The sequence below is a fragment of the Burkholderia sp. Ax-1719 genome (assembly GCF_011753055.1).
GTDB lineage: Bacteria > Pseudomonadota > Gammaproteobacteria > Burkholderiales > Burkholderiaceae > Paraburkholderia.
In genome coordinates this window covers 430077-449152 of sequence record NZ_VWWJ01000003.1, presented here as the reverse complement: position 1 = coordinate 449152, position 19076 = coordinate 430077, and the positions used below count along the sequence as shown (strand labels likewise).

Sequence of the window (19076 nt, the reverse complement as noted above, 5' to 3'; positions counted from 1 at the left end):
TTCCCGCCAGTCCAGGCGTCGGGGTGTCGCGTCCGCCTCACTTTGCCGGAGAACAAATGACGATGAGCGAGCCGCGCGTGCTGGTGCTGCCAGGCTATATGAACTCGGGGCCAGGACACTGGCAAACGCGCTGGGAAGCCGCGCACACGGGCTTCGAGCGCCTGCGCATGCCCGATCAGAACTGGACTCAGCCGGTTTGCGACGCGTGGTGCGCCGCGCTGGAAGCGGCGCTGACCGCCGAAACTGGCGCAGAAAGGAGCGTGCTGCTGGCGGCGCACAGCCTGGGCTGCCTGACGGTGGCGCATTGGGCGACGCGCCACGCCAGCGCGCAAACCCGCGCCAAAGTGGCGGGCGCGCTGCTGGTGGCGCTGCCGGACCCGCATGGCCCCGAATTCCCCCGCGACGCGCATGGCTTCGATCCGGTGCCGCTCGCCGCGCTGCCGTTTGCCAGCATCGTCGTCGCCAGCACCGACGATCCCTACGGCAGCGTGGCGTTTTCGCAGCGCTGCGCGCTGGCGTGGGGCAGCCGCTGGGAAAACATCGGCGCACGCGGGCACATCAACGCGGAAAGCGGCCTGGCTGACTGGCCGCAGGGTTTCGCGTGGCTGATGTCGATGAAAGACGCTTAAACCACACCCTTGTCGCGCAACGCCGCGACGCGCTCGCCGTCATAGCCGAGCACGTCGCGCAGGACCGCCTCCGTGTGTTCGCCGAGCGTCGGCGGATGCGCCGCCACGGCCGGCGGCGTCGCGCTCATGCGGATGGGATTGCGCACCAGTCGCGCCGTGCCGCCCGACGGATGCGGCACATCCACCTGCATGCCGCGCGCGATCACCTGCTCGTTTTCAAACACCTCGGCGAGATTGTTGATCGGCCCGCACGGCACGCCCGCGCCTTCCAGGGCACTAATCCAGTCGGCCTTGCTGCGCGCGCGGATCAGCTCCGCCACGATCGGCAGCAGCGTATCGCGATGGCGCACGCGTTCGGGGTTGGTGGCGAAACGCGCATCGTCGGCCAGATGAGGCGCGCCCGCGACTTCGACGAACTTGCGGAACTGCCCATCATTGCCGATGGCGAGGATGATCCAGCTGTCGCGGGTCTGGAACGCCTGATAGGGCACGATATTCGGATGCGCATTGCCCCAGCGCGCGGGCGGGTTGCCGCTCGCGAGGTAATTCGAGTTCATGTTGGCCAGCATTGCCACCTGCACGTCGAGCAAGGCCATGTCGATGTACTGGCCTTCACCCGTGCGGTCGCGGTGCGCCAGCGCCGTGAGCACGGCGACGGTCGCGTACATGCCGGTCATGAGATCGGCGATCGCCACGCCTGCCTTTTGCGGACCGCCGCCGGGCAGGGCGTCGCGCTCGCCCGTGATGCTCATGAAACCGCCCATGCCTTGCACGATGAAGTCGTAGCCCGCGCGCGACGCATACGGCCCGGTCTGCCCGAAACCCGTCACCGAGCAATAGACGATGTCCGGTTTCACTTCGCGCAGCGAGTCGTAATCGAGCCCGTACTTCTTCAACTGGCCCGCCTTGTAGTTCTCCAGCACCACGTCGCTCTGCGCGGCGAGTTCGCGCACGATGCGCTGGCCCTCGGGCGTGGCGATATCCACCGTTACCGAGCGCTTGTTGCGGTTCGCGGCGAGGTAATAGGCGGCTTCGGCTGTGTCTTCGCCCGCGGGCGTCTTGAGGTACGGCGGCCCCCAGTGGCGCGTGTCGTCGCCGGCGCCCGGGCGCTCCACCTTGATGACGTCGGCGCCGAAATCGGCGAGGGTCTGTGCGCACCACGGACCGGCGAGGACGCGGGTGAGATCGAGTACGCGAATGTGGCTCAGAGCGCCCATGCGGTGTCTTCCAATGTCGTTTTAGGTCATTGCCTGCGCGCGCGGCGCGGCGGATGTGCGGTCCATCTTAAGCGATCCCCCCTCGCACGTGTCAAATTTCGGTACACTGTTCCGCTAAGCGGAACATAAAATGCGCCGATGTCACGTGCCGCGCGCCACTGTGGCAAGCCTGCACGCCATGCCGAGTGCGCCGCCGCGAGCGTGCGGCGATCCCGTATAATCGGTCGATTCAGCATCATGGAAATGCGCATGAACCACGCGTTTCCGCGATCAAACAAGATTCAGCACAGACGCCCCGAAGGTAAATACAGCACGCCATGAAAGCCTCCGAAATCCGCGAGAAATTCCTCAAGTTCTTCGAATCGAAGGGCCACACGATCGTGCGCTCGTCGAGCCTCGTGCCGGGCAACGACCCCACCTTGCTCTTTACCAACTCGGGCATGGTGCAGTTCAAGGACGTGTTCCTCGGCGCCGAATCGCGTCCGTACTCGCGCGCGACCACGGCGCAGCGCAGCGTGCGCGCAGGCGGCAAGCACAACGACCTCGAAAACGTCGGCTATACCGCGCGTCACCACACGTTCTTCGAGATGCTCGGCAACTTCTCGTTCGGCGACTACTTCAAGCGTGACGCGATCCACTACTGCTGGGAACTGCTGACCAAGGTCTACGGGCTGCCGGCGGACAAGCTCACCGTCACCGTCTACCAGGAAGACGACGAAGCGTTCGCCATCTGGGAAAACGAAATCGGCGTGCCGAAAGAACGCATCATCCGCATCGGCGACAACAAGGGTGCGCGTTACGCCTCGGACAACTTCTGGACCATGGGCGATACCGGCCCGTGCGGCCCGTGCTCGGAAGTGTTCTACGACCACGGTCCGGAAGTGTGGGGCGGCCCGCCGGGATCGCCTGAAGAAGACGGCGACCGCTTTATCGAGATCTGGAATCTCGTGTTCATGCAGTTCAATCGCGATCCGCAAGGCAACATGACGAAGTTGCCCAAGCAGAGCGTCGACACGGGCATGGGCCTCGAGCGTCTTGCAGCCGTGCTGCAGCACGTGCACAGCAACTACGAAATCGACCTGTTCCAGAACCTGATCAAGGCCGCCGCGCGCGAGACCGGCATCACGGATCTGGGAAACAACTCGCTGAAGGTGATCGCCGATCACATCCGCGCCTGCTCGTTCCTGATCGTGGACGGCGTGATTCCGGGCAACGAAGGCCGCGGCTACGTGCTGCGCCGTATCGTGCGCCGCGCGATCCGCCACGGCTACAAACTGGGCCGCAAGGGTTCGTTCTTCCACAAGCTGGTGGCCGATCTGGTCGCGGAAATGGGCGCGGCCTATCCGGAACTGGCCGAAGCGCAACAGCGTGTGACGGACGTGCTGCGTCAGGAAGAAGAGCGCTTCTTCGAAACCATCGAGCACGGCATGTCGATTCTCGACGCCGCGCTGGCGGATCTGGATTCGAAGGGCGGCAAGACGCTCGACGGCGAACTCGCGTTCAAGCTGCACGACACCTACGGTTTCCCGCTTGACCTCACGGCCGACGTCTGCCGCGAACGCAACGTGACCGTTGACGAAGCCGCCTTCGACGAAGCGATGGCGCGCCAGCGCGAACAGGCGCGTGCGGCTGGCAAGTTCAAGATGGCAGCGGGCCTCGAATACTCGGGCGCGAAGACCACGTTCCACGGCTACGAAGAAATCGCTTTCGACGACGCCAAGGTGGTCGCGCTGTATGTGGACGGCGCATCGGTCAACGAAGTGAAGGCCGGTCAGGACGCCGTGGTCGTGCTCGACCACACGCCGTTCTACGCGGAATCGGGCGGCCAGGTCGGCGACCAGGGCGTGATCTCGAACGCGAGCATCCGTTTCGCCGTCGCCGATACGCTCAAGGTTCAGGCCGATGTGAGCGGCCATCACGGCACGCTGGAACAAGGCACGCTGAAGGTTGGCGACGTCGTGAAGGCGGAAATCGACGCGGTGCGCCGTGCGCGCACGCAGCGCAATCACTCGGCCACCCACCTGATGCACAAGGCGCTGCGCGAAGTGCTGGGCGCGCACGTGCAACAGAAGGGCTCGCTGGTCGACGCCGACAAGACCCGTTTCGACTTCGCGCACAACGCGCCGATGACGGACGAGCAGATCCGCCGCGTCGAAGAAATCGTCAACGCCGAAGTGCTGGCCAACGCGCCGGGCATCGTGCGCGTGATGCCCTACGACGAAGCGGTGAAGGGCGGCGCAATGGCGCTGTTCGGCGAAAAATACGGCGACGAAGTGCGCGTGCTGGATCTCGGCTTCTCGCGCGAACTTTGCGGCGGCACGCACGTGCATCGCAGCGGCGACATCGGCCTCTTCAAGATCGTGATGGAAGGCGGCGTTGCAGCCGGTATCCGTCGCGTGGAAGCGATCACGGGCGACAACGCCGTGCGCTTCGTGCAGGACCTCGACGCGCGCATCAATGCAGCGGCCGCGGCGCTCAAGGCGCAGCCTTCGGAACTGACGCAGCGCATCGCGCAGGTGCAGGATCAGGTGAAGTCGCTGGAGAAGGAACTGGGCGCGCTGAAGTCGAAGCTGGCGTCGAGCCAGGGCGACGAACTCGTGGGCCAGGCCATCGAAGTGAACGGCGTGCACGTGCTCGCCGCCACGCTCGAAGGCGCGGACTCCAAGACGCTGCGCGAAACCGTCGACAAGCTCAAGGACAAGCTCAAGAGCGCAGCGATCGTGCTGGCGGCCGTCGAAGGCGGCAAGGTCAGCCTGATTGCGGGCGTGACCGCTGAGGCGAGCAAGAAGGTCAAGGCCGGTGAGCTGGTGAACTTCGTCGCCCAGCAGGTGGGCGGCAAGGGCGGCGGCCGTCCGGACATGGCGCAGGCTGGCGGCACGGAACCGGCCAATCTGCCGGCCGCGCTCGCAGGCGTGAAGGGCTGGGTCGAAGCAAAGCTGTAAGCGCTGAGTCCTCCGGGACTCGACGGTAAAAAAGGGCTGCTCGGATGAGCGGCCCTTTTTGTTTGATGCTTACGCGGTAGCGACTTCAGTGCTCGCAGGCGTTTCGCTGCGCGCATGCTCCAGCAGCGCCGATTTCAGCGCATCCAGCGCCGGCGAAAAATGTCCGCGCCGCCACACGAGCAAGGTATCGATCTGGCCGAGCGCGCCAAGCGAGTGAATCGTGATGTCGTCGGCACTGCGTGGCAGATCGAGCACCGAACGCGGCGCGACCGCCACGCCTGCGCCCGCCGCCACACAGGCGACGATCGCGTGATACGAGCCCAGCTCCAGCACGCGCGTAGGGCGGATGCCGTGCTCCAGATACCACGCTTCCACATAGCTGCGGTAGGCGCAGCCGCGCTCGAACGCGACCAGCGTTGAGAGCGCCACATCGCCGGGCTGACGGATCGGACGATGTCCGCGCGGCGTGATCATCACCAGCTCTTCCCGATAGACAGGTACGCATTCGAACACGTCGGGGTCGGGCGCACCGGCGAGCGGCGTGGCGATGAGTGCGGCGTCGACTTCGAATTCGCGCAGTCGCTCGATCAGGCAGCCGGTCGTGCCGGTTTCCAGTTCGAGCGTCACGTCGGGCCAGTTCTGGTGGTAGCGCGCCAGCACGCCGGGCAGGCGGCTCGCCGCCACGCTCTCCATGGTGCCCAGCCGAAGCCGCCCGGAAGGACGCCCGGCCTTGAGCGCGTGGCGCGCTTCGTCGGCGAGTGCCAGCAGACGCTCGGCATAGGGCAGCAGGGTTTCGCCGGCGGGCGTGAGTACGAGGCGCCGGCCATCGCGCGTGAAGAGTGCGGTGCCCAGTTGCTCTTCAAGTTGCTTGATGCGCGTGGTGACATTCGACTGCACGCGGTTGAGCTTGGCGGCAGCCCGCGTCACACCGTTTTCGCGCACCACGGCCCGAAAGATCGCCAGCGCGGCCAGATCCATGATTCTCTCCTTGGGATGGATTGATTCATGATAATTCATTTTTCGTGAACGTTTTGGGTGACTAAGATGATCGGAACGGCGTCGTGCGCGATGCTGTTCTTCAGCGCTTTGACCCTGTATCCGGTTCCGATCATGAATAACGCCGCTTCCCGCCCCAATGCCTCGAATGCCACTTTGGCGCAGCCGCTTGTGCATCGACACGAGGCGCGCCGCGCGGCGCTCGCCTGCATGTTGACGCTGGCGGCTGCGCTCGGCATCGGGCGCTTTGCTTTCACGCCGCTGCTGCCGCTGATGCTGCATGGCGGCGGTCTGGACCTGCGCCACGGCAGCTGGCTCGCGTCGCTCAATTACGCGGGTTACTTCGTTGGCGCGATGGGGTGCGCGGCGCTGCGTTTCGCGCCCGCACGGGTGGTGCGCACGGGCCTGGCGGCCACGGCGGTGCTGACGATCGTGATGGGCCTCACGCAGTCGTTCTGGCTGTGGGCGATCGTGCGCTTCGTGGCGGGCGCGGTGAGTGCGGCGACCTTCGTGTTCGCGTCGCAATGGGGTTTGCGCCGGCTCACGCAGCTGGGCGCGCATGCGTGGAGTGGCGTGATCTACACGGGCCCGGGCGTCGGCATCGTTGCGACGGGCCTGCTGGTGAGCGCGGCGGGCGGCCTGGGCGCGCGGGCAGGGTGGATCGGCTTCGGTCTGGTGTGTGCGCTGATCGTGGCGATCGTCTGGCCGGTGTTCGTCGAAACGCCGCATCCGGCGCATGCCGCTGCCGCCGCGCCAATGATGCAAACGGCGGCCAAGGCGTCGGCCAGCCGCGCCGACGCTTTCTGGCTCGTCGTGCTCTACGGCGTGCCCGGCTTCGGCTACATCATCACCGCGACCTTTTTGCCGGTGATCGCGCGCCACGCGCTGCCGGGCTCGATCTGGCCGGATCTGTTCTGGCCGATGTTCGGCGCGGCGCTGATCGTCGGTGCGCTGTTCGCGGCGCGTCTGCCGCTGCACTGGGATAACCGGCTATTGCTGGCTGCCTGCTATGTGTTGCAGGCGCTCGGGATCGCTTCGGGCATCGTCTGGCCCAACGCGGCGGGCTTTTCATTGGGCAGCGTGCTGATCGGCTTGCCGTTCACGGCGATCACGCTTTTCGCGATGCGCGAGGCCCGCATCATGCGCGGCGATCATGCCGCCGCGCTCATGGGCTATGCGACTGGCGCGTACGGGATCGGCCAGATTCTGGGGCCGCTGGTGGCCGCGCCGCTCGCGGCGTCGAGCGGCTCGTTTTCGCCTTCCTTGTGGCTCGCGGCGCTGTCGCTGGTCGTCGGCGCGCTCGGGCTTGTGTGGCGCACGCTGCGCGGCGGGAAGTGAGCGCGACAGAATCAAAAGGCCGTGCCGCGCCACCGTAGCCGATCAGGATCGCTAACCGTAGATCCGCTTATCCCGACTATCCCGCTTCGCACAATTCGCGCCTGCACGTCGTCATCGATAGCGCACTAAAATAGCCGCTTCGCGCGCCCCGAATGTTTCGCGCGCTTCCTGCGACTTCCATTGATCCCAAAGATCCATGAGCGACTATCAGTTTTGCCCGCGCTGCGCCTCGCGTCTCGTCGAGCGCGCCGACCCTGCCCACGAAGGCGGCCGTGTGCGCATGGCGTGTCCCGACACCGAATGCGCCTACGTGCACTGGAACAACCCGCTGCCGGTGGTCGCGGCCATCGTCGAATACGAAGGGCGCATCCTGCTCGCGCGCAACGCCGCCTGGCCCGAAGGAATGTTCGCGCTCATCACCGGGTTCCTGGAAAACGGCGAAACGCCGGAAGAGGGCATCGCGCGCGAGGTGCTGGAAGAAACCTCGCTGCACGCACAGAGCGTCGAACTGATCGGCGTCTACGAATTCATCCGCAAGAACGAACTCATCATCGCCTATCACGTGAAGGCGACGGGTACCGTGGCGCTTTCGCCCGAGTTGCTCGAATACCGTCTCGTCGAGCCTGCGAAGCTGCGCCCCTGGCGCGCGGGCACGGGGCAGGCACTCGGCGAATTCATGCGCCGGCGCGGTCTGCCGTTCGAATTCGTCGAGCGTCCGGGCGATTGAGCCCCCGCCTTGCGTGACGCTTCCCATCCGTTCCTGAACCCGCGCGCTTCAATCACCATCGAAACCACGATGAACCGACCCGTCGCCATTGCCCGCTCCGACTACCGCCACTTCCTCGCCATCACTACGCGCTGGATGGACAACGATGTGTACGGCCACGTTAACAACGTCGTCTATTACAGCTACTTCGACACTGTCGTGAACGAGTATCTGATCCGCGCCGGGGCGCTCGATGTCGAGCATGGCGAGACGATTGGCCTGGTGGTCGAAACGCAATGCAACTACTTCGCGCCGCTGGTGTTTCCCGAGCGCGTCGAAGCGGGGCTGCGCGTGGCGCGTCTCGGCTCGTCGAGCGTGCGTTACGAAGTGGGTCTCTTTCGCGAAGGCGAGAGCACGCCCGCCGCGCAAGGGCATTTCGTGCACGTCTATGTCGATCGCGAAACGCGCCGTCCGGTGAGCGCGTTGCCCGAAGCATTGCGCGCCGCGCTTGCGCCGCTGCAAACCGATCCGCAAGGCTGACGCGCCGCCCGTGCAGGCCTTCGTCATCGACACGCTCAACGGCGCAAGCTACGGCTTGCTGCTGTTCATGCTGTCCGCCGGTCTCACGCTGATCTTCAGCATGCTCGGCGTGCTCAACTTCGCGCACGCGAGCTTCTACATGCTCGGCGCGTATCTGGGCGTGACACTTGCGGGCGCGCTGGGTTTCGGCTGGGCGCTGGTGCTGGCGCCGTTGATCGCGGGCGTGGCCGGCGCGGTATTCGAAATGACGCTGCTGCGGCGCGCGCGTCCGGGTGGCCCGCTCAACGCGCTGCTGCTGACCTTCGGCGCGGCGTGGGCGATTGGCGAACTGGTCAAGCTCGCCTGGGGACTGCAGCCGCTCGCGGCGAACGTGCCCGCGTGGCACGACGGCGCGCTGTTCACCTATGGCGGCGCGGCGTTCTCGCGCTATCGCGCCTTTACGATGCTGGTGGCCGTGGCGATGTTCGCGCTGATCTTCGCGGCGTTGCGCGTCTCGCGCACGGGCCTGATCGTGCGCGCCGCGCTCACCCATGCGCAGGCCGTCGAGGCGCTCGGCCATGACGTGCCGCGCGTACAGACGCTCGTGTTCGCGCTTGGCACGGCGCTCGCGGCACTGGCAGGGGCGGTGGCCGCGCCGCTCTTCGTAGTCGAGCCCGCGATGGCCGAATCGGTCGGCTCGATCGTGTTCGTCGTGGTGGTGACGGGCGGACTCGGCTCGCTGGGCGGCGCGTTGCTTGCTTCGCTCGCGGTGGGATGGCTGCAGACCTTCGCAGTGGCGAGCGACGTCTCGTTCGGCGCGCTGGCGCAGCGGCTCGGCGTGACGCTCGGGCCCGCATGGAGCGCGCTCACGCTCGCGCAGATTGCGCCGATGTTGCCGTATCTGCTGTTGGTCGTCATGCTCGCCGTGCGCCCGCAAGGCCTGCTCGGCCAGCGCGGCGAGGACGCCTGACGCGCCATGTCTTCCGCTCATTCGTCGATAAAGCCACGCACGTACGCATCCTGGTTTGCGCTCGTGGCGCTGCTTGCGGTGCCGCCGCTGGTATCGGCGTGGCTCTCGCCTGCGGGCGTGCCGCAGGGCTGGCTGCTCGCCGCGCTGGCTCAGGCAGCGACGATGATCGTGTTCGCGCTCTCGTACAACCTGCTGCTCGGCGAAACCGGGCTGCTGTCGTTCGGGCACGCCGCGCCTGCGGGCCTTGGTGCGCTGGCGGCGGCGCAGGTTTTCAATGCCACGGCGATGCCGTTGCCGCTTTTGCCATGCGTGGGCGGCCTGGCGGGTGCTGCCGTCGGCGCGCTCACGGCGCTCGTCGCCGCGCGCCGCGCGGGCACCGCGTTCGCCATGATCACGCTCGGTCTCGGCGAGCTGGTCGCGGCTGCGGCGTGGGCGCTGCCCGACTGGTTTGGCGGCGAGGCGGGCGTCGCTATCGACCGCGCGAGCGGCCCGGCCATCGCGGGCTGGACCTTCGGGCCGCAGCGCGAGGCTTATTGCCTGATCGCGCTCTGGTGTCTCGCGGCCAGCATGGCGATCTACGTGCTCACGCGCACGCCTTACGTGCGGCTCGCCAACGCCGTGCGCGACAACCCGGTGCGCGCCGCCGCGCTTGGCGCAAAGCCCGCGCGCGTGCGGGCGACGATGATGGTGCTCGGCTCGGCGTTCGCGGGCGTTGCGGGCACGCTCGCGCTCATCAACGTGGAACTGGCGGCGTCGGAAAGCGTGGGGATGACGCGCTCGGCAGGCGTGCTGATCGCCACGGTCACGGGCGGCACGGGCTCGTTTTTCGGGCCGGTGCTCGGCGCGCTGGTGTGGGTGATGTTCAGCGTCGGCGTGGCGAGTGTCTCGCGCGCCTGGATGCTGTATGTCGGGCTGTTCTTCATCGCCGTGGTGCTGGGCGCGCCCGAAGGACTTGCGGGTTTCGCGGCGCGGCAGCGCAGGGCGCTTGCGCGGCATGGCTGGCGGCGCTGCCGCGCGTACTGGACGATGGCGGCGCTCGCGGCGGGCAGCGGCACGCTTGCGCTGGTGCTGGCGGTGCAATGGGCCTACGCACAGCGCTTCGGCGATGACGATGCGAGCGCGTGGCTGATCGCGCTGTCGCCGCGATGGCTCGTATCGATGATCGTTGCTTTGTCGCTGGCAGCGGCGTGGCTCACGCGCCACGCGCGGCAGGCCGCCGCCGCACTCGACGACGCCCGCAGGGACCGCATATGACCGCGCTCGCGCTCCAGCTCAGCGGCATCGAAAAGCGCTTTGGCGCGACGCAGGTTCTGCGCGGCGTGGATCTCGACGTGCGCGAGGGCGAGCGCCACGCGCTGATCGGCCCGAACGGCGCGGGCAAATCCACGCTTTTCAGCCTGATCGCCGGAGAACGCCGTGCGAGCGCAGGTCGCATCGCGCTGCGCGGCGAGGACGTCACGCGTCTCGCCAGCGCCGCGCTCGCCCGGCGTGGACTCGCGCGCAGCTTCCAGACCACGAGCGTATTCGCGCAACTGTCGGTGCGCGACAACCTGCGCTGCGCGGTGCTGGCCTCGCTTGGCGGCGGCGCGGGCTTCACGGCGCGCTGGTTCGGATCGAAGCGGATCGATGCGCGCGCAAGCGGATTGCTCGACGCACTCGATCTCGCCCACGCCGCCGATCACCCTGCTGCGACGCTTGGCTACGCGCAGCAACGCGCGCTCGACCTCGGTCTTGCGCTCGCGGGCGGCGCGCACACGCTGTTGCTCGACGAGCCCACGGCCGGCATGAACCGCGCCGAAGCCGCGCGCGCCATCGATCTGATTCGCACCATGACGGTGGGCAAGACCGTGCTGCTGATCGAGCACGACATGGACGCGGTGTTCGGTCTGGCCGATCGCGTTTCGGTGCTGGCGCAGGGCCGCGTGATCGCGACCGGCACGCCCGCGGCCATTCGCGCCGACGCGGCGGTGCGCGAGGCGTATTTCGGCGCTTTCGGTGCCGATGCCGGATCCGATGCGCAAAAAGACGCGGGAGCGCCCGATGCCTGAATCCAGCGCGATCAATCCGCTGGTCGAAGTGGCCGGACTGCGCGCGTGGTACGGCGCGAGCCAGGTCCTGCATGGCGTCGATCTGCGTATTGGCGCGGGCGAAGTGGTGGCGCTCGCGGGCCGCAACGGTTCGGGGCGCTCGACCTTCGCGAAGGCGTTGATGTCGATGGTCAGCGCCGAGGGCGTGCGGCGCTTCCGGAGCGTCGATCTCGCACCGCTGCGCACCTTCGAAATTGCGCGCGCGGGTCTGGGCTACGTAGCGGAGCAGCGCGATATCTTCCCGACCTTGAGCGTCGACGACAACCTGCGGCTGGGCATGAGCGAGCGCAGCAAACGCAGCGCGCGCTTTACGCTCGCCGATGCCCACGCGCTTTTCCCGATCCTGCGCGAGCGCCGCCACGCGCGTGCGGGCGTGCTCTCGGGCGGCGAACAGCAGATGCTCGCGCTAGCCCGCGCGCTGCTGGGCGATCCCGCGCTCCTCATCGTCGATGAACCCGCTGAAGGTCTGTCCGCGCCGATGGCCGCGCGCGTGGCGGCGTGTCTGCGCGCCCTGCGCGAGCGCGGCGTTGCGATCCTGCTGATCGAGCAACGGCTTGCGCTCGCGCCGCCACTCGCGGACCGGATCGCGGTGATGGGGCATGGGCGCATCGTGTTCGACGGCCCGCCCGCTGCGCTCGCGCAACGCGAGGATATCGTGCGCGACTGGCTGGGGATCGGCTAGCCGTCAGACGGTCTGCTGCGCGACGCGCGCAAGCGCCGTCATCGGCCCGAGGCGGGCAAGCGTCGCGAGTTGCTGCGCGTCGCGCACGAATAGCGATCCAGCAAAGCCCAGCGCATTGAGCGAGACGCCGTCGACGCGCTCCGCCGCGCGCGGCACCACCAGCATCCAGCGGCGCGTGACGAGCAGGTTATACGGCGCGCTCTGGTGTGCGAGACCCGCTACATCGATGGCGTCGACGCCGCTTGCACGCAGCAACGCGCGATAGGTCTTCAAGGCGTTTTGGGCCGCATCGGCAGCCAGCAGATCGAGCCGCGCGAACGCGTGCGCGAACGGCAAGCCGTCTATTCTCGCGCCGCGATCGGTGACGGATACCGAATCGAATAGCGCTTCAATCGGCGCAGACCAACCCGAATCGTCGAGCGGCAAGGGCACGGCCTGCAGATGCTTGTGCGGCTGGCTCGCGCCGGCTTCTTCGCCGCCGTTGTAAAAGCCCAGCGCATCGCCGCCGCGCAACGCCACGAGCCACGCCTCGAAATCGGCGAGATCGAGCAATGCCGTTTGCGGTACGAAGCGGCGGGTGACGATCAACAGGTGATCCTCGATCACGTTGTACTTGTTGAGCAGCGCGATGTGCGTCGGCGAAAGCTCGCCCACGCAGAGATCGGGTTCGTAAGGCAGGAAAGGGTTGCGGCGCTCGGTGGTGGCTGCGCTGGCGGTCGAGGCGTCGGTGCGGCGCGCGGCCTCCTTGCGCGCAAGGCTTGAGACCTGGCGTACCGCGAAGCGCACGCCATCCTGTTCCAGATGCGTGAGCGCGGTTTCGATGGGCTGCAACGCGCCGCATTGCAGTGCGTGACGGGTCTGCGCGCGCAGCGCGGGCCAGAGCGTTTGCGTATTGAGGAAAGTCATTGGCAGTGAGCGGCAATCAGGCCTTGTAGCCGATCGCGCGCAGCAGATCCTTGCGCCAGCGCACGTCGTCTTCGGCTTCGACGCCTAGCGGCGGCTGGCCATCCACCACGCCGACGATGCCGCGCCCCTGATCCGTTTCGGCGATCAGCACCTGGGTGGGATTGGCCGTCGCGCAGAAAATGCGGCAAACCTCGGGCACGGCCTTGACCGCGTTGAGCACGTTGACCGGGAAAAAGCCGTCGCCGAGAAACACGATGAAGCTGTGGCCCGCGGCGATGCGCAGCGCGTTGTCGGTGGCCATCGCGACCAGCGCGTCCTGCGTGCCCGAGCGCCGCACGAGGCGCTTGCCCGAGGCTTCGCAGAACGCCAGGCCGAAGGCGAGGCCCGGCACCGCGCCGAACAGCGCCTCGTGCAGATCCTCGACGGTTTTGATGAAGTGCGACTGGCCGAGAATGAAGTTGGTGTTCTCGGGCTTGACGATGTCGACCGTGGACAATTGCATGGCGAACCTCGAATGGTGGCTTCGACGGCGTGGTTCAAGACTAGTACGAAGCCGCGACGCGTCCAAGCCGCAACCGGCGTGCCATGAAAAAACGGCCGGCGCCTGAAAGGCAGCCGGCCGTTGTCGCGTAAGCGGGACGTGCGCGAAAGGCGCGTCAGGCAGTCTTTTTAGCCCGCTTGCCCTCGACGTCGGGCAGGAACACCGTGAGGATGCCGATCAGCGGCAGGAACGAGCAGACCTTGTAGACGAACGTGATGCTGGTCGCATCCGCGAGCTGGCCGAGCACGGCCGCGCCGATGCCGCCCAGACCGAACGCAAAGCCGAAGAACAGCCCCGCGACCATGCCCACCTTGCCCGGAATCAGTTCCTGCGCGTAGACCAGAATCGCCGAGAACGCCGAGGCCAGCACCACCCCGATGATGATCGTCAGCACGCTGGTCCAGAACAGGTTGGCGTAGGGCAGCAGCATCGTGAAGGGCGCCACGCCCAGGATCGAACCCCAGATCACGTACTTGCGGCCGATACGGTCGCCCACCGGGCCGCCGATGATCGTGCCCGCAGCCACGGCGGCGAGGAACACGAACAGATGCACCTGCGCGGCCTGCACCGGCAGATGGAAGCGGTCGATCAGATAGAACGTGAAGTAGCTGTTGATGCTCGCGAGGTAGAAGTACTTCGAGAACACCAGCAGCACGAGGATGCTGATGGCCATCGCCACGCGGCCGCGCGAGAGTGCGACAGCGGGCGCTTCCGCGCGCTTCTTCTTGAGATTCGGATGCGCCTTGTACCAGCGGCCGATCTGCGTGAGCACGACGATCGCCACCAGCGCCGCCACCGAGAACCACGCGATGCTGCGCTGACCGTGCGGAATGATGATCGCTGCGGCGAGCAGCGGCCCGAGCGAAGAACCGGCGTTGCCGCCCACCTGGAAGAGCGATTGCGCAAGGCCGTGCTTGCCGCCCGACGCCATGCGCGCCACCCGCGACGATTCCGGATGGAACACCGACGAGCCGCAGCCCACCAGCGCCGCCGCCACCAGCAGCACGCCGAAACTTGGCGCCACCGACATCAGCAGCAGACCGCACAGCGTGAAGCCCATGCCGACGGGCAGCGAGTAAGGCATCGGCTTCTTGTCGGTGTAGACGCCGACCAGCGGCTGCAGCATCGACGCCGTGATCTGGTAGGTGAGCGTGATCAGGCCGATCTGCGTGAACGACAGCGCGAAGTTGTCCTTGAGCATCGGATAGATGGCCAGGATCAGCGACTGGATCATGTCGTTGAGCAGGTGCGAAAAGCTGATCGCGCCGAGCACGGAGTAGACGGTGCGCTGCGCGCCGGAGGCGGCGGGCATGGCGCTTTGCGTCCCTTGAGCGGACGCGGGAGCGGCGCCGGACACGGCGCGCTTGTCGAGGCTGGTTTCCATGGTGTCGATAAGCAGAAGAGCCTCACGCGGGCGCCGCGACGCTAGCGAACCAGCGGGGACGGCGATGGCGTGACGTTGTCATGTATAGGAGTTATGAAGCGCAGTGTAATGTGTCCTGCTCGAATCGTCCGGACAACCTTTGTCGCGAATCGGACATGAAATCGCGCGACGCCTTGCCGCAGCTTCTTGTCGGGCGATGTTGCGAAACCGTCTGACTTTATTGATCGAGGATTTTGGCCGGTTATAACCCGGCCATGGCTATGCATGGAGTTGCGAGGCAAAGGCCAACCATGCGCTGAAGCTACGGGGCCGGAACACGCACAGCGTCCGCGCGCGACTAAAGATTGCGCAGCGCCGTGCCGTTGACCGGAGTTGAGGCGTCAAGCAATGCGCATCGATCGTCATCGGATCGGGGCGGCTGAACGCCGACAACAAACAGCGCTTTGCAGGAAGCCGGACCACGCGCCACAAGCGCCAACTCCGGCCAGCTCAGCATGGAGACCGAAGGACGATGAGAGCAATCAAAGAGGCGGGCCTGCACGCGGGTTTCGTGCCGGAAGTGGACAGTGGGGCAGGTGCGGCGCCCGGCGGCGCGCCACGGGGAAAGAAACAGAAAAGTCGACCGTCTTCGAATGGCGGCAAGCTGTCGGTCAAGTCGATGCTGCGCACCGCCTTCGGGGTGGTGCTGATCGGCACGCTGGCGATTGGCGCGTTTTCGCTGACGCAGATCAGCCGGCTCAACGACTCCACGCAGTCGATCTACGAACAGGGCCACGTCGCCAGTCGCGCCGCCGAAGAAGCGCGCGGTCACGTCTTGCGGGCGAGCCGCGCGCAGAAGATGCTCCTCACGGCCACCACGGCCAAGGAGCGCGATGAACTCGGCGAAGGCATCGAAAAGGATCTGGGCGCACTCGGCACGGAGATTCAATCGCTGGGCCAGTACGCGGAGCAATCGGGCGCGGATGCCATCGCGCAACAAAAGCAGTTCGCCACCGCCGCGCAAACCTGGAGCGGCCATCTGCGCGACTTCGTCACGCTGGTGAAGGCGCAGCCGCTCGATCTTTCGCAGATGAGCTGGCAAGTCGGCACGCAGGACGTGTCGCTGCTGGTGGAAACCGGCAAGCTCGAAACCCTCGTCGACCAGATCGTCGCGCAGCGCGGCGCGGCGGCCAAGGCCACCATCGCGGCGTCGGCGTTCATTTTCAAGTCGTCGTTCGTGATGATCGCCGTGGCGACCGTGGCGCTGCTCGTGCTGGCCTTCGTGGTGAGCGAATGGGTGGTGCGGCGTCTCGCGCATCAACTGGGCGGCGAGCCTGCGCATGCTAAGGCCATCGCCGCGCGCATCGCCTCGGGCGACCTCGCGCAGCCGGTGCATGTGCATGCGCGCGACGCCTCCAGCATGCTCGGCGCGCTGCGCGACATGCAGACGGGACTCTCGACCACGGTTGCGGAAATCGCCGCGAGCGCCGAAGCCATCGCCAGCGCATCGAGCGAAATCTCGACCGGCAATCTCGATCTCTCGCACCGCACCGAAGAGCAGGCCGTCGCGCTCGAACGCACGGCGAGCAGCATGGAGCAATTGACCTCGACGGTGCGCCTGAACGCCGAGAACGCGCAGCAGGCGAGCACGCTGGCGGGCAACGCCTCGCAGATCGCGGAGAAGGGCGGCGCCGTGGTGGGCCGCGTGGTCTCGACGATGAACCAGATCAACGAAAGCGCGAAGAGTATCGCCGACATCATCGGCGTGATCGAGGGCATCGCGTTCCAGACCAATATTCTTGCGCTCAATGCGGCCGTCGAAGCGGCCCGCGCGGGCGAGGAAGGGCGCGGATTCTCGGTGGTCGCCGCCGAGGTGCGCAATCTCGCGCAGCGCAGTGCGGCGGCAGCCAAGGAAATCAAGGCGCTGATCACGGCGTCGGTCGAGCGCGTGGAGAATGGCTCGACGCTGGCGACGGACGCGGGCCACACGATGGAAGAAGTGGTGAAGGCCGTGCGGCGCGTGAATGACATCATCGGCGAGATTTCGGCGGCGTCGAGCGAGCAACGCGCGGGCATCGAGGAAATCAGCCGTGCGGTCTCGCAGATGGATTCCGGCACGCAGCAGAACGCCGCGCTGGTGGAGCAGGCAACGGCGGCGGCGCAGTCGCTCGACGATCAGGCGAAGGTCTTGAAGCGGCTGGTGGGGAAGTTTCAGTTGGGGTGACAGACAAACGCATCGCGCTTCCGTTTAGAATGCTGGCGAAAACTACGTACGAGCGGGTGCGAAAAACGTAGCGCCGCCCGGGAGACCGGGTCCCACCTGGAGTAGGAGTTCTGCTGAAGAGCAGATAGAGAACCCCGCCAACGACGGCCACCGAGAGGTGGCCGTTGGTCTTTCTGACGCATAAAAAAACGCCGCTATCCAAGCGGCGTTTCGTACTTCAACTCGTGATTGAAAATCCTACTTCGCATCCCGCTCGATAATCCACTCATGCGCGGGATCGTTATGGAAATGCCATTCGCGCGTGGGGCCGGCCATCACGTTGAGATAGTACGAATCGTAGCCATACGGCACGACGACCGGGTGATAACCGCGCGGCACCATCACCACATCGTGATCCTCCACCGCCATGGTTTCGTCGAGATCGCGCGCGTCGGTGTACACGCGCTGGAACGCGAAACCCTGTTGCGGATTGAGCCGATGGTAGTACGTCTCTTCCAGCGCGCTTTCCTGCGGCAGCCGATCGGCATCGTGCTTGTGCGGCGGATAGCTCGACGAATGGCCCGAAGGCGTGCGCACTTCCACCACCAGCAGCGATTCGGCCGCTTCGGTTTGCGGAAGAATATCGCAGACGTAGCGCGTATTCGCGCCCTTGCCGCGCGTGGAGCGCTTCATCTGCGACGGCTCGATCAGCCGCACCGGCAGCGTGCCTTGCGCGGGCGCGCTCGCTACGCCCACTTCGGCGTCGCGTAACGCGCGCACGGTTGCTTTCACGCCGGGCGGCACATACAGGGCCGTGGGCGCGGCATCTTCGAACACGCTATCGCGCGAACCGAGATTCGAATAACGCTGACCATCCACTTCGACATCCACTGCACCTGATAGCACGACGATGCAGCTTTCGCGATTCGTCTCATAGATGTGGACGACTTCTTCTGTGCCCAGCCGATACGCCGCGAAGCCCACATAACGCCAGCCCGCTGTGGCGGGCGTGACGCGCGCGATTGTCTGGCCTTCGCGCGAGGCTTTGACCAGCAGGCTCATGCTGCCTCCTTTGTTTCGGTATCCGTTGCATCGACGAGCGCGCGCAACGTGCGATAACCTTTCTGCGCATATTCATACGACGGCGCAATCACGGGATCCTGCTCGGCTTCCACGACCAGCCAGCCACGATAACCATGCTGCTTGAGCCGCGCGATGATGGACGGAAAATCCACCGCGCCGTCGCCCGGCACCGAAAACGCGCCTGCCAGCACCGCGTCCAGAAAGCTCCAGTTGCGATTACGCGCGAGTTTCACGACCGCGGGGCGCACGTCCTTGCAGTGCACATGGCACACGCGCGCGATGTGCTTGTCGAGTTCCTTCACCGGGTCGCCGCCCGCGAAGGTGATATGGCCCGCGTCGAACAGCAGGCCCACGGCGTCGCTGGTGCGCGCCATCAGCTTGTCGACGTCGGCGGGCGTTTCCACGTACGCGCCCATGTGATGATGATAGGCGAGCCGGACGCCACGCGAGAGCGTGTGCTGCGCGAATCTGTCGACGCGCGCGGCGTATTCGTCCCACTGCTGTTCGCTGAAAAAGCGCGGACGCTGATAGAGCGGACGCGGCGCGCCCTGAATCGAATCGGCGACTTCGCCATACACCATCACGGTCGCGCCGTTCTGGGCGAGCAGATCGAGATGCTTGTCGACGGCGGCGATCTCTTCCTCGACGCTGCGTCTGGCGAGCATGCCCGAGTACCAACCCGACACCAGCGAAAGATCGTACTGCGCGAGCAGCGCCTTGAGCGCCTGCGGTTCGCGCGGAAACTTGTTGCCGAGTTCGAAGCCTTCGTAGCCGATCTCGCGCCCTTCGGTGAGCGCGGTGGAAAGCGGCGTCTCGCCGCCCAGCGAGGGCAAATCGTCGTTCATCCACGACAGCGGATTGATGCCGATGCGTACTTCAAATGCGCTCATGTGC

The 19076-nt window shown here is 66.3% G+C and carries 17 protein-coding genes; 10 read left to right on the top strand and 7 right to left on the bottom strand.

What is annotated here, in order from left to right:
- Positions 1-56 precede the first annotated feature (56 nt).
- Positions 57-629, top strand: a complete 573-nt coding sequence (locus F3J17_RS09460; RefSeq protein ID WP_167056565.1) for an alpha/beta hydrolase — start codon at positions 57-59, stop codon at positions 627-629.
- Here F3J17_RS09460 and F3J17_RS09455 read toward each other — a convergent pair.
- A complete protein-coding gene (locus F3J17_RS09455) occupies positions 626-1846 on the bottom strand; it encodes a CaiB/BaiF CoA-transferase family protein (protein ID WP_167056563.1) in 1221 nt (406 codons plus the stop codon). The genes F3J17_RS09460 and F3J17_RS09455 overlap by 4 nt on opposite strands.
- A 317-nt stretch (positions 1847-2163) precedes the next feature.
- Here F3J17_RS09455 and alaS point away from each other — a divergent pair, with 317 nt between their 5' ends.
- Positions 2164-4788, top strand: a complete 2625-nt coding sequence (gene alaS / locus F3J17_RS09450; protein ID WP_167056560.1) for an alanine--tRNA ligase — start codon at positions 2164-2166, stop codon at positions 4786-4788.
- Between the two features lie 69 nt (positions 4789-4857).
- On the opposite strand, the gene F3J17_RS09445 is transcribed toward alaS, so the two are convergent.
- The gene (locus tag F3J17_RS09445) at positions 4858-5766 is read right to left on the bottom strand and encodes a LysR substrate-binding domain-containing protein (RefSeq protein WP_167056556.1); all 909 of its coding nucleotides are present in this window, start codon (positions 5764-5766) and stop codon (positions 4858-4860) included.
- Between the two features lie 132 nt (positions 5767-5898).
- Here F3J17_RS09445 and F3J17_RS09440 point away from each other — a divergent pair, with 132 nt between their 5' ends.
- The 7 genes from F3J17_RS09440 (at position 5899) to F3J17_RS09410 (ending at position 12086) form a co-directional block, all read left to right on the top strand.
- Positions 5899-7122, top strand: coding sequence for a YbfB/YjiJ family MFS transporter (locus F3J17_RS09440; RefSeq protein WP_240160870.1), 1224 nt, complete (start codon positions 5899-5901; stop codon positions 7120-7122).
- A gap of 196 nt (positions 7123-7318) precedes the next feature.
- Positions 7319-7849, top strand: a complete 531-nt coding sequence (locus tag F3J17_RS09435) for an NUDIX domain-containing protein (protein WP_167056553.1) — start codon at positions 7319-7321, stop codon at positions 7847-7849.
- A 69-nt stretch (positions 7850-7918) separates the two neighbouring features.
- Positions 7919-8368 carry a thioesterase family protein gene (locus F3J17_RS09430; protein WP_167056550.1) on the top strand — a complete coding sequence of 150 codons (450 nt, stop codon included), beginning with the start codon at positions 7919-7921 and terminating at the stop codon, positions 8366-8368.
- A gap of 10 nt (positions 8369-8378) precedes the next feature.
- Positions 8379-9317, top strand: a complete 939-nt coding sequence (locus F3J17_RS09425; RefSeq protein WP_167056671.1) for a branched-chain amino acid ABC transporter permease — start codon at positions 8379-8381, stop codon at positions 9315-9317.
- A gap of 6 nt (positions 9318-9323) precedes the next feature.
- Positions 9324-10571 (top strand): branched-chain amino acid ABC transporter permease, encoded by a 1248-nt coding sequence (locus F3J17_RS09420; protein WP_167056547.1) that lies wholly within the window; start codon positions 9324-9326, stop codon positions 10569-10571.
- On the top strand, positions 10568-11365 hold the full coding sequence (locus tag F3J17_RS09415; RefSeq protein ID WP_167056544.1) for an ABC transporter ATP-binding protein: 798 nt from the start codon (positions 10568-10570) through the stop codon (positions 11363-11365). Before F3J17_RS09420 ends, F3J17_RS09415 begins: the two co-directional genes overlap by 4 nt.
- Positions 11366-11375: 10 nt before the next feature.
- A complete protein-coding gene (locus F3J17_RS09410; protein WP_167056672.1) occupies positions 11376-12086 on the top strand; it encodes an ABC transporter ATP-binding protein in 711 nt (236 codons plus the stop codon).
- Between the two features lie 3 nt (positions 12087-12089).
- Here F3J17_RS09410 and F3J17_RS09405 read toward each other — a convergent pair whose 3' ends face one another.
- The 3 genes from F3J17_RS09405 to F3J17_RS09395 all read right to left on the bottom strand — a co-directional run bounded on the left by F3J17_RS09405 (position 12090) and on the right by F3J17_RS09395 (position 14917).
- The gene (locus F3J17_RS09405) at positions 12090-12992 is read right to left on the bottom strand and encodes a DUF4922 domain-containing protein (RefSeq protein ID WP_167056541.1); all 903 of its coding nucleotides are present in this window, start codon (positions 12990-12992) and stop codon (positions 12090-12092) included.
- 16 nt (positions 12993-13008) lie between these two features.
- Positions 13009-13494 (bottom strand): adenosine-specific kinase, encoded by a 486-nt coding sequence (locus tag F3J17_RS09400; RefSeq protein ID WP_167056538.1) that lies wholly within the window; start codon positions 13492-13494, stop codon positions 13009-13011.
- Positions 13495-13648: 154 nt separating this feature from the next.
- Entirely contained in the window at positions 13649-14917 is a 1269-nt protein-coding gene (locus tag F3J17_RS09395; protein ID WP_167056533.1) for an MFS transporter, read from the bottom strand.
- 511 nt (positions 14918-15428) lie between these two features.
- Here F3J17_RS09395 and F3J17_RS09390 point away from each other — a divergent pair.
- Positions 15429-17120: a methyl-accepting chemotaxis protein gene (locus F3J17_RS09390; RefSeq protein WP_167056530.1), complete on the top strand. Its 1692-nt coding sequence runs from the start codon at positions 15429-15431 to the stop codon at positions 17118-17120.
- Between the two features lie 237 nt (positions 17121-17357).
- On the opposite strand, the gene iolB is transcribed toward F3J17_RS09390, so the two are convergent.
- Complete coding sequence (iolB, locus tag F3J17_RS09385; RefSeq protein WP_167056525.1) at positions 17358-18161, bottom strand: 5-deoxy-glucuronate isomerase; 804 nt, start codon at positions 18159-18161, stop codon at positions 17358-17360.
- Positions 18158-19072 carry a myo-inosose-2 dehydratase gene (gene iolE, locus F3J17_RS09380; RefSeq protein ID WP_167056521.1) on the bottom strand — a complete coding sequence of 305 codons (915 nt, stop codon included), beginning with the start codon at positions 19070-19072 and terminating at the stop codon, positions 18158-18160. Before iolE ends, iolB begins: the two co-directional genes overlap by 4 nt.
- Positions 19073-19076: the final 4 nt, after the last annotated feature.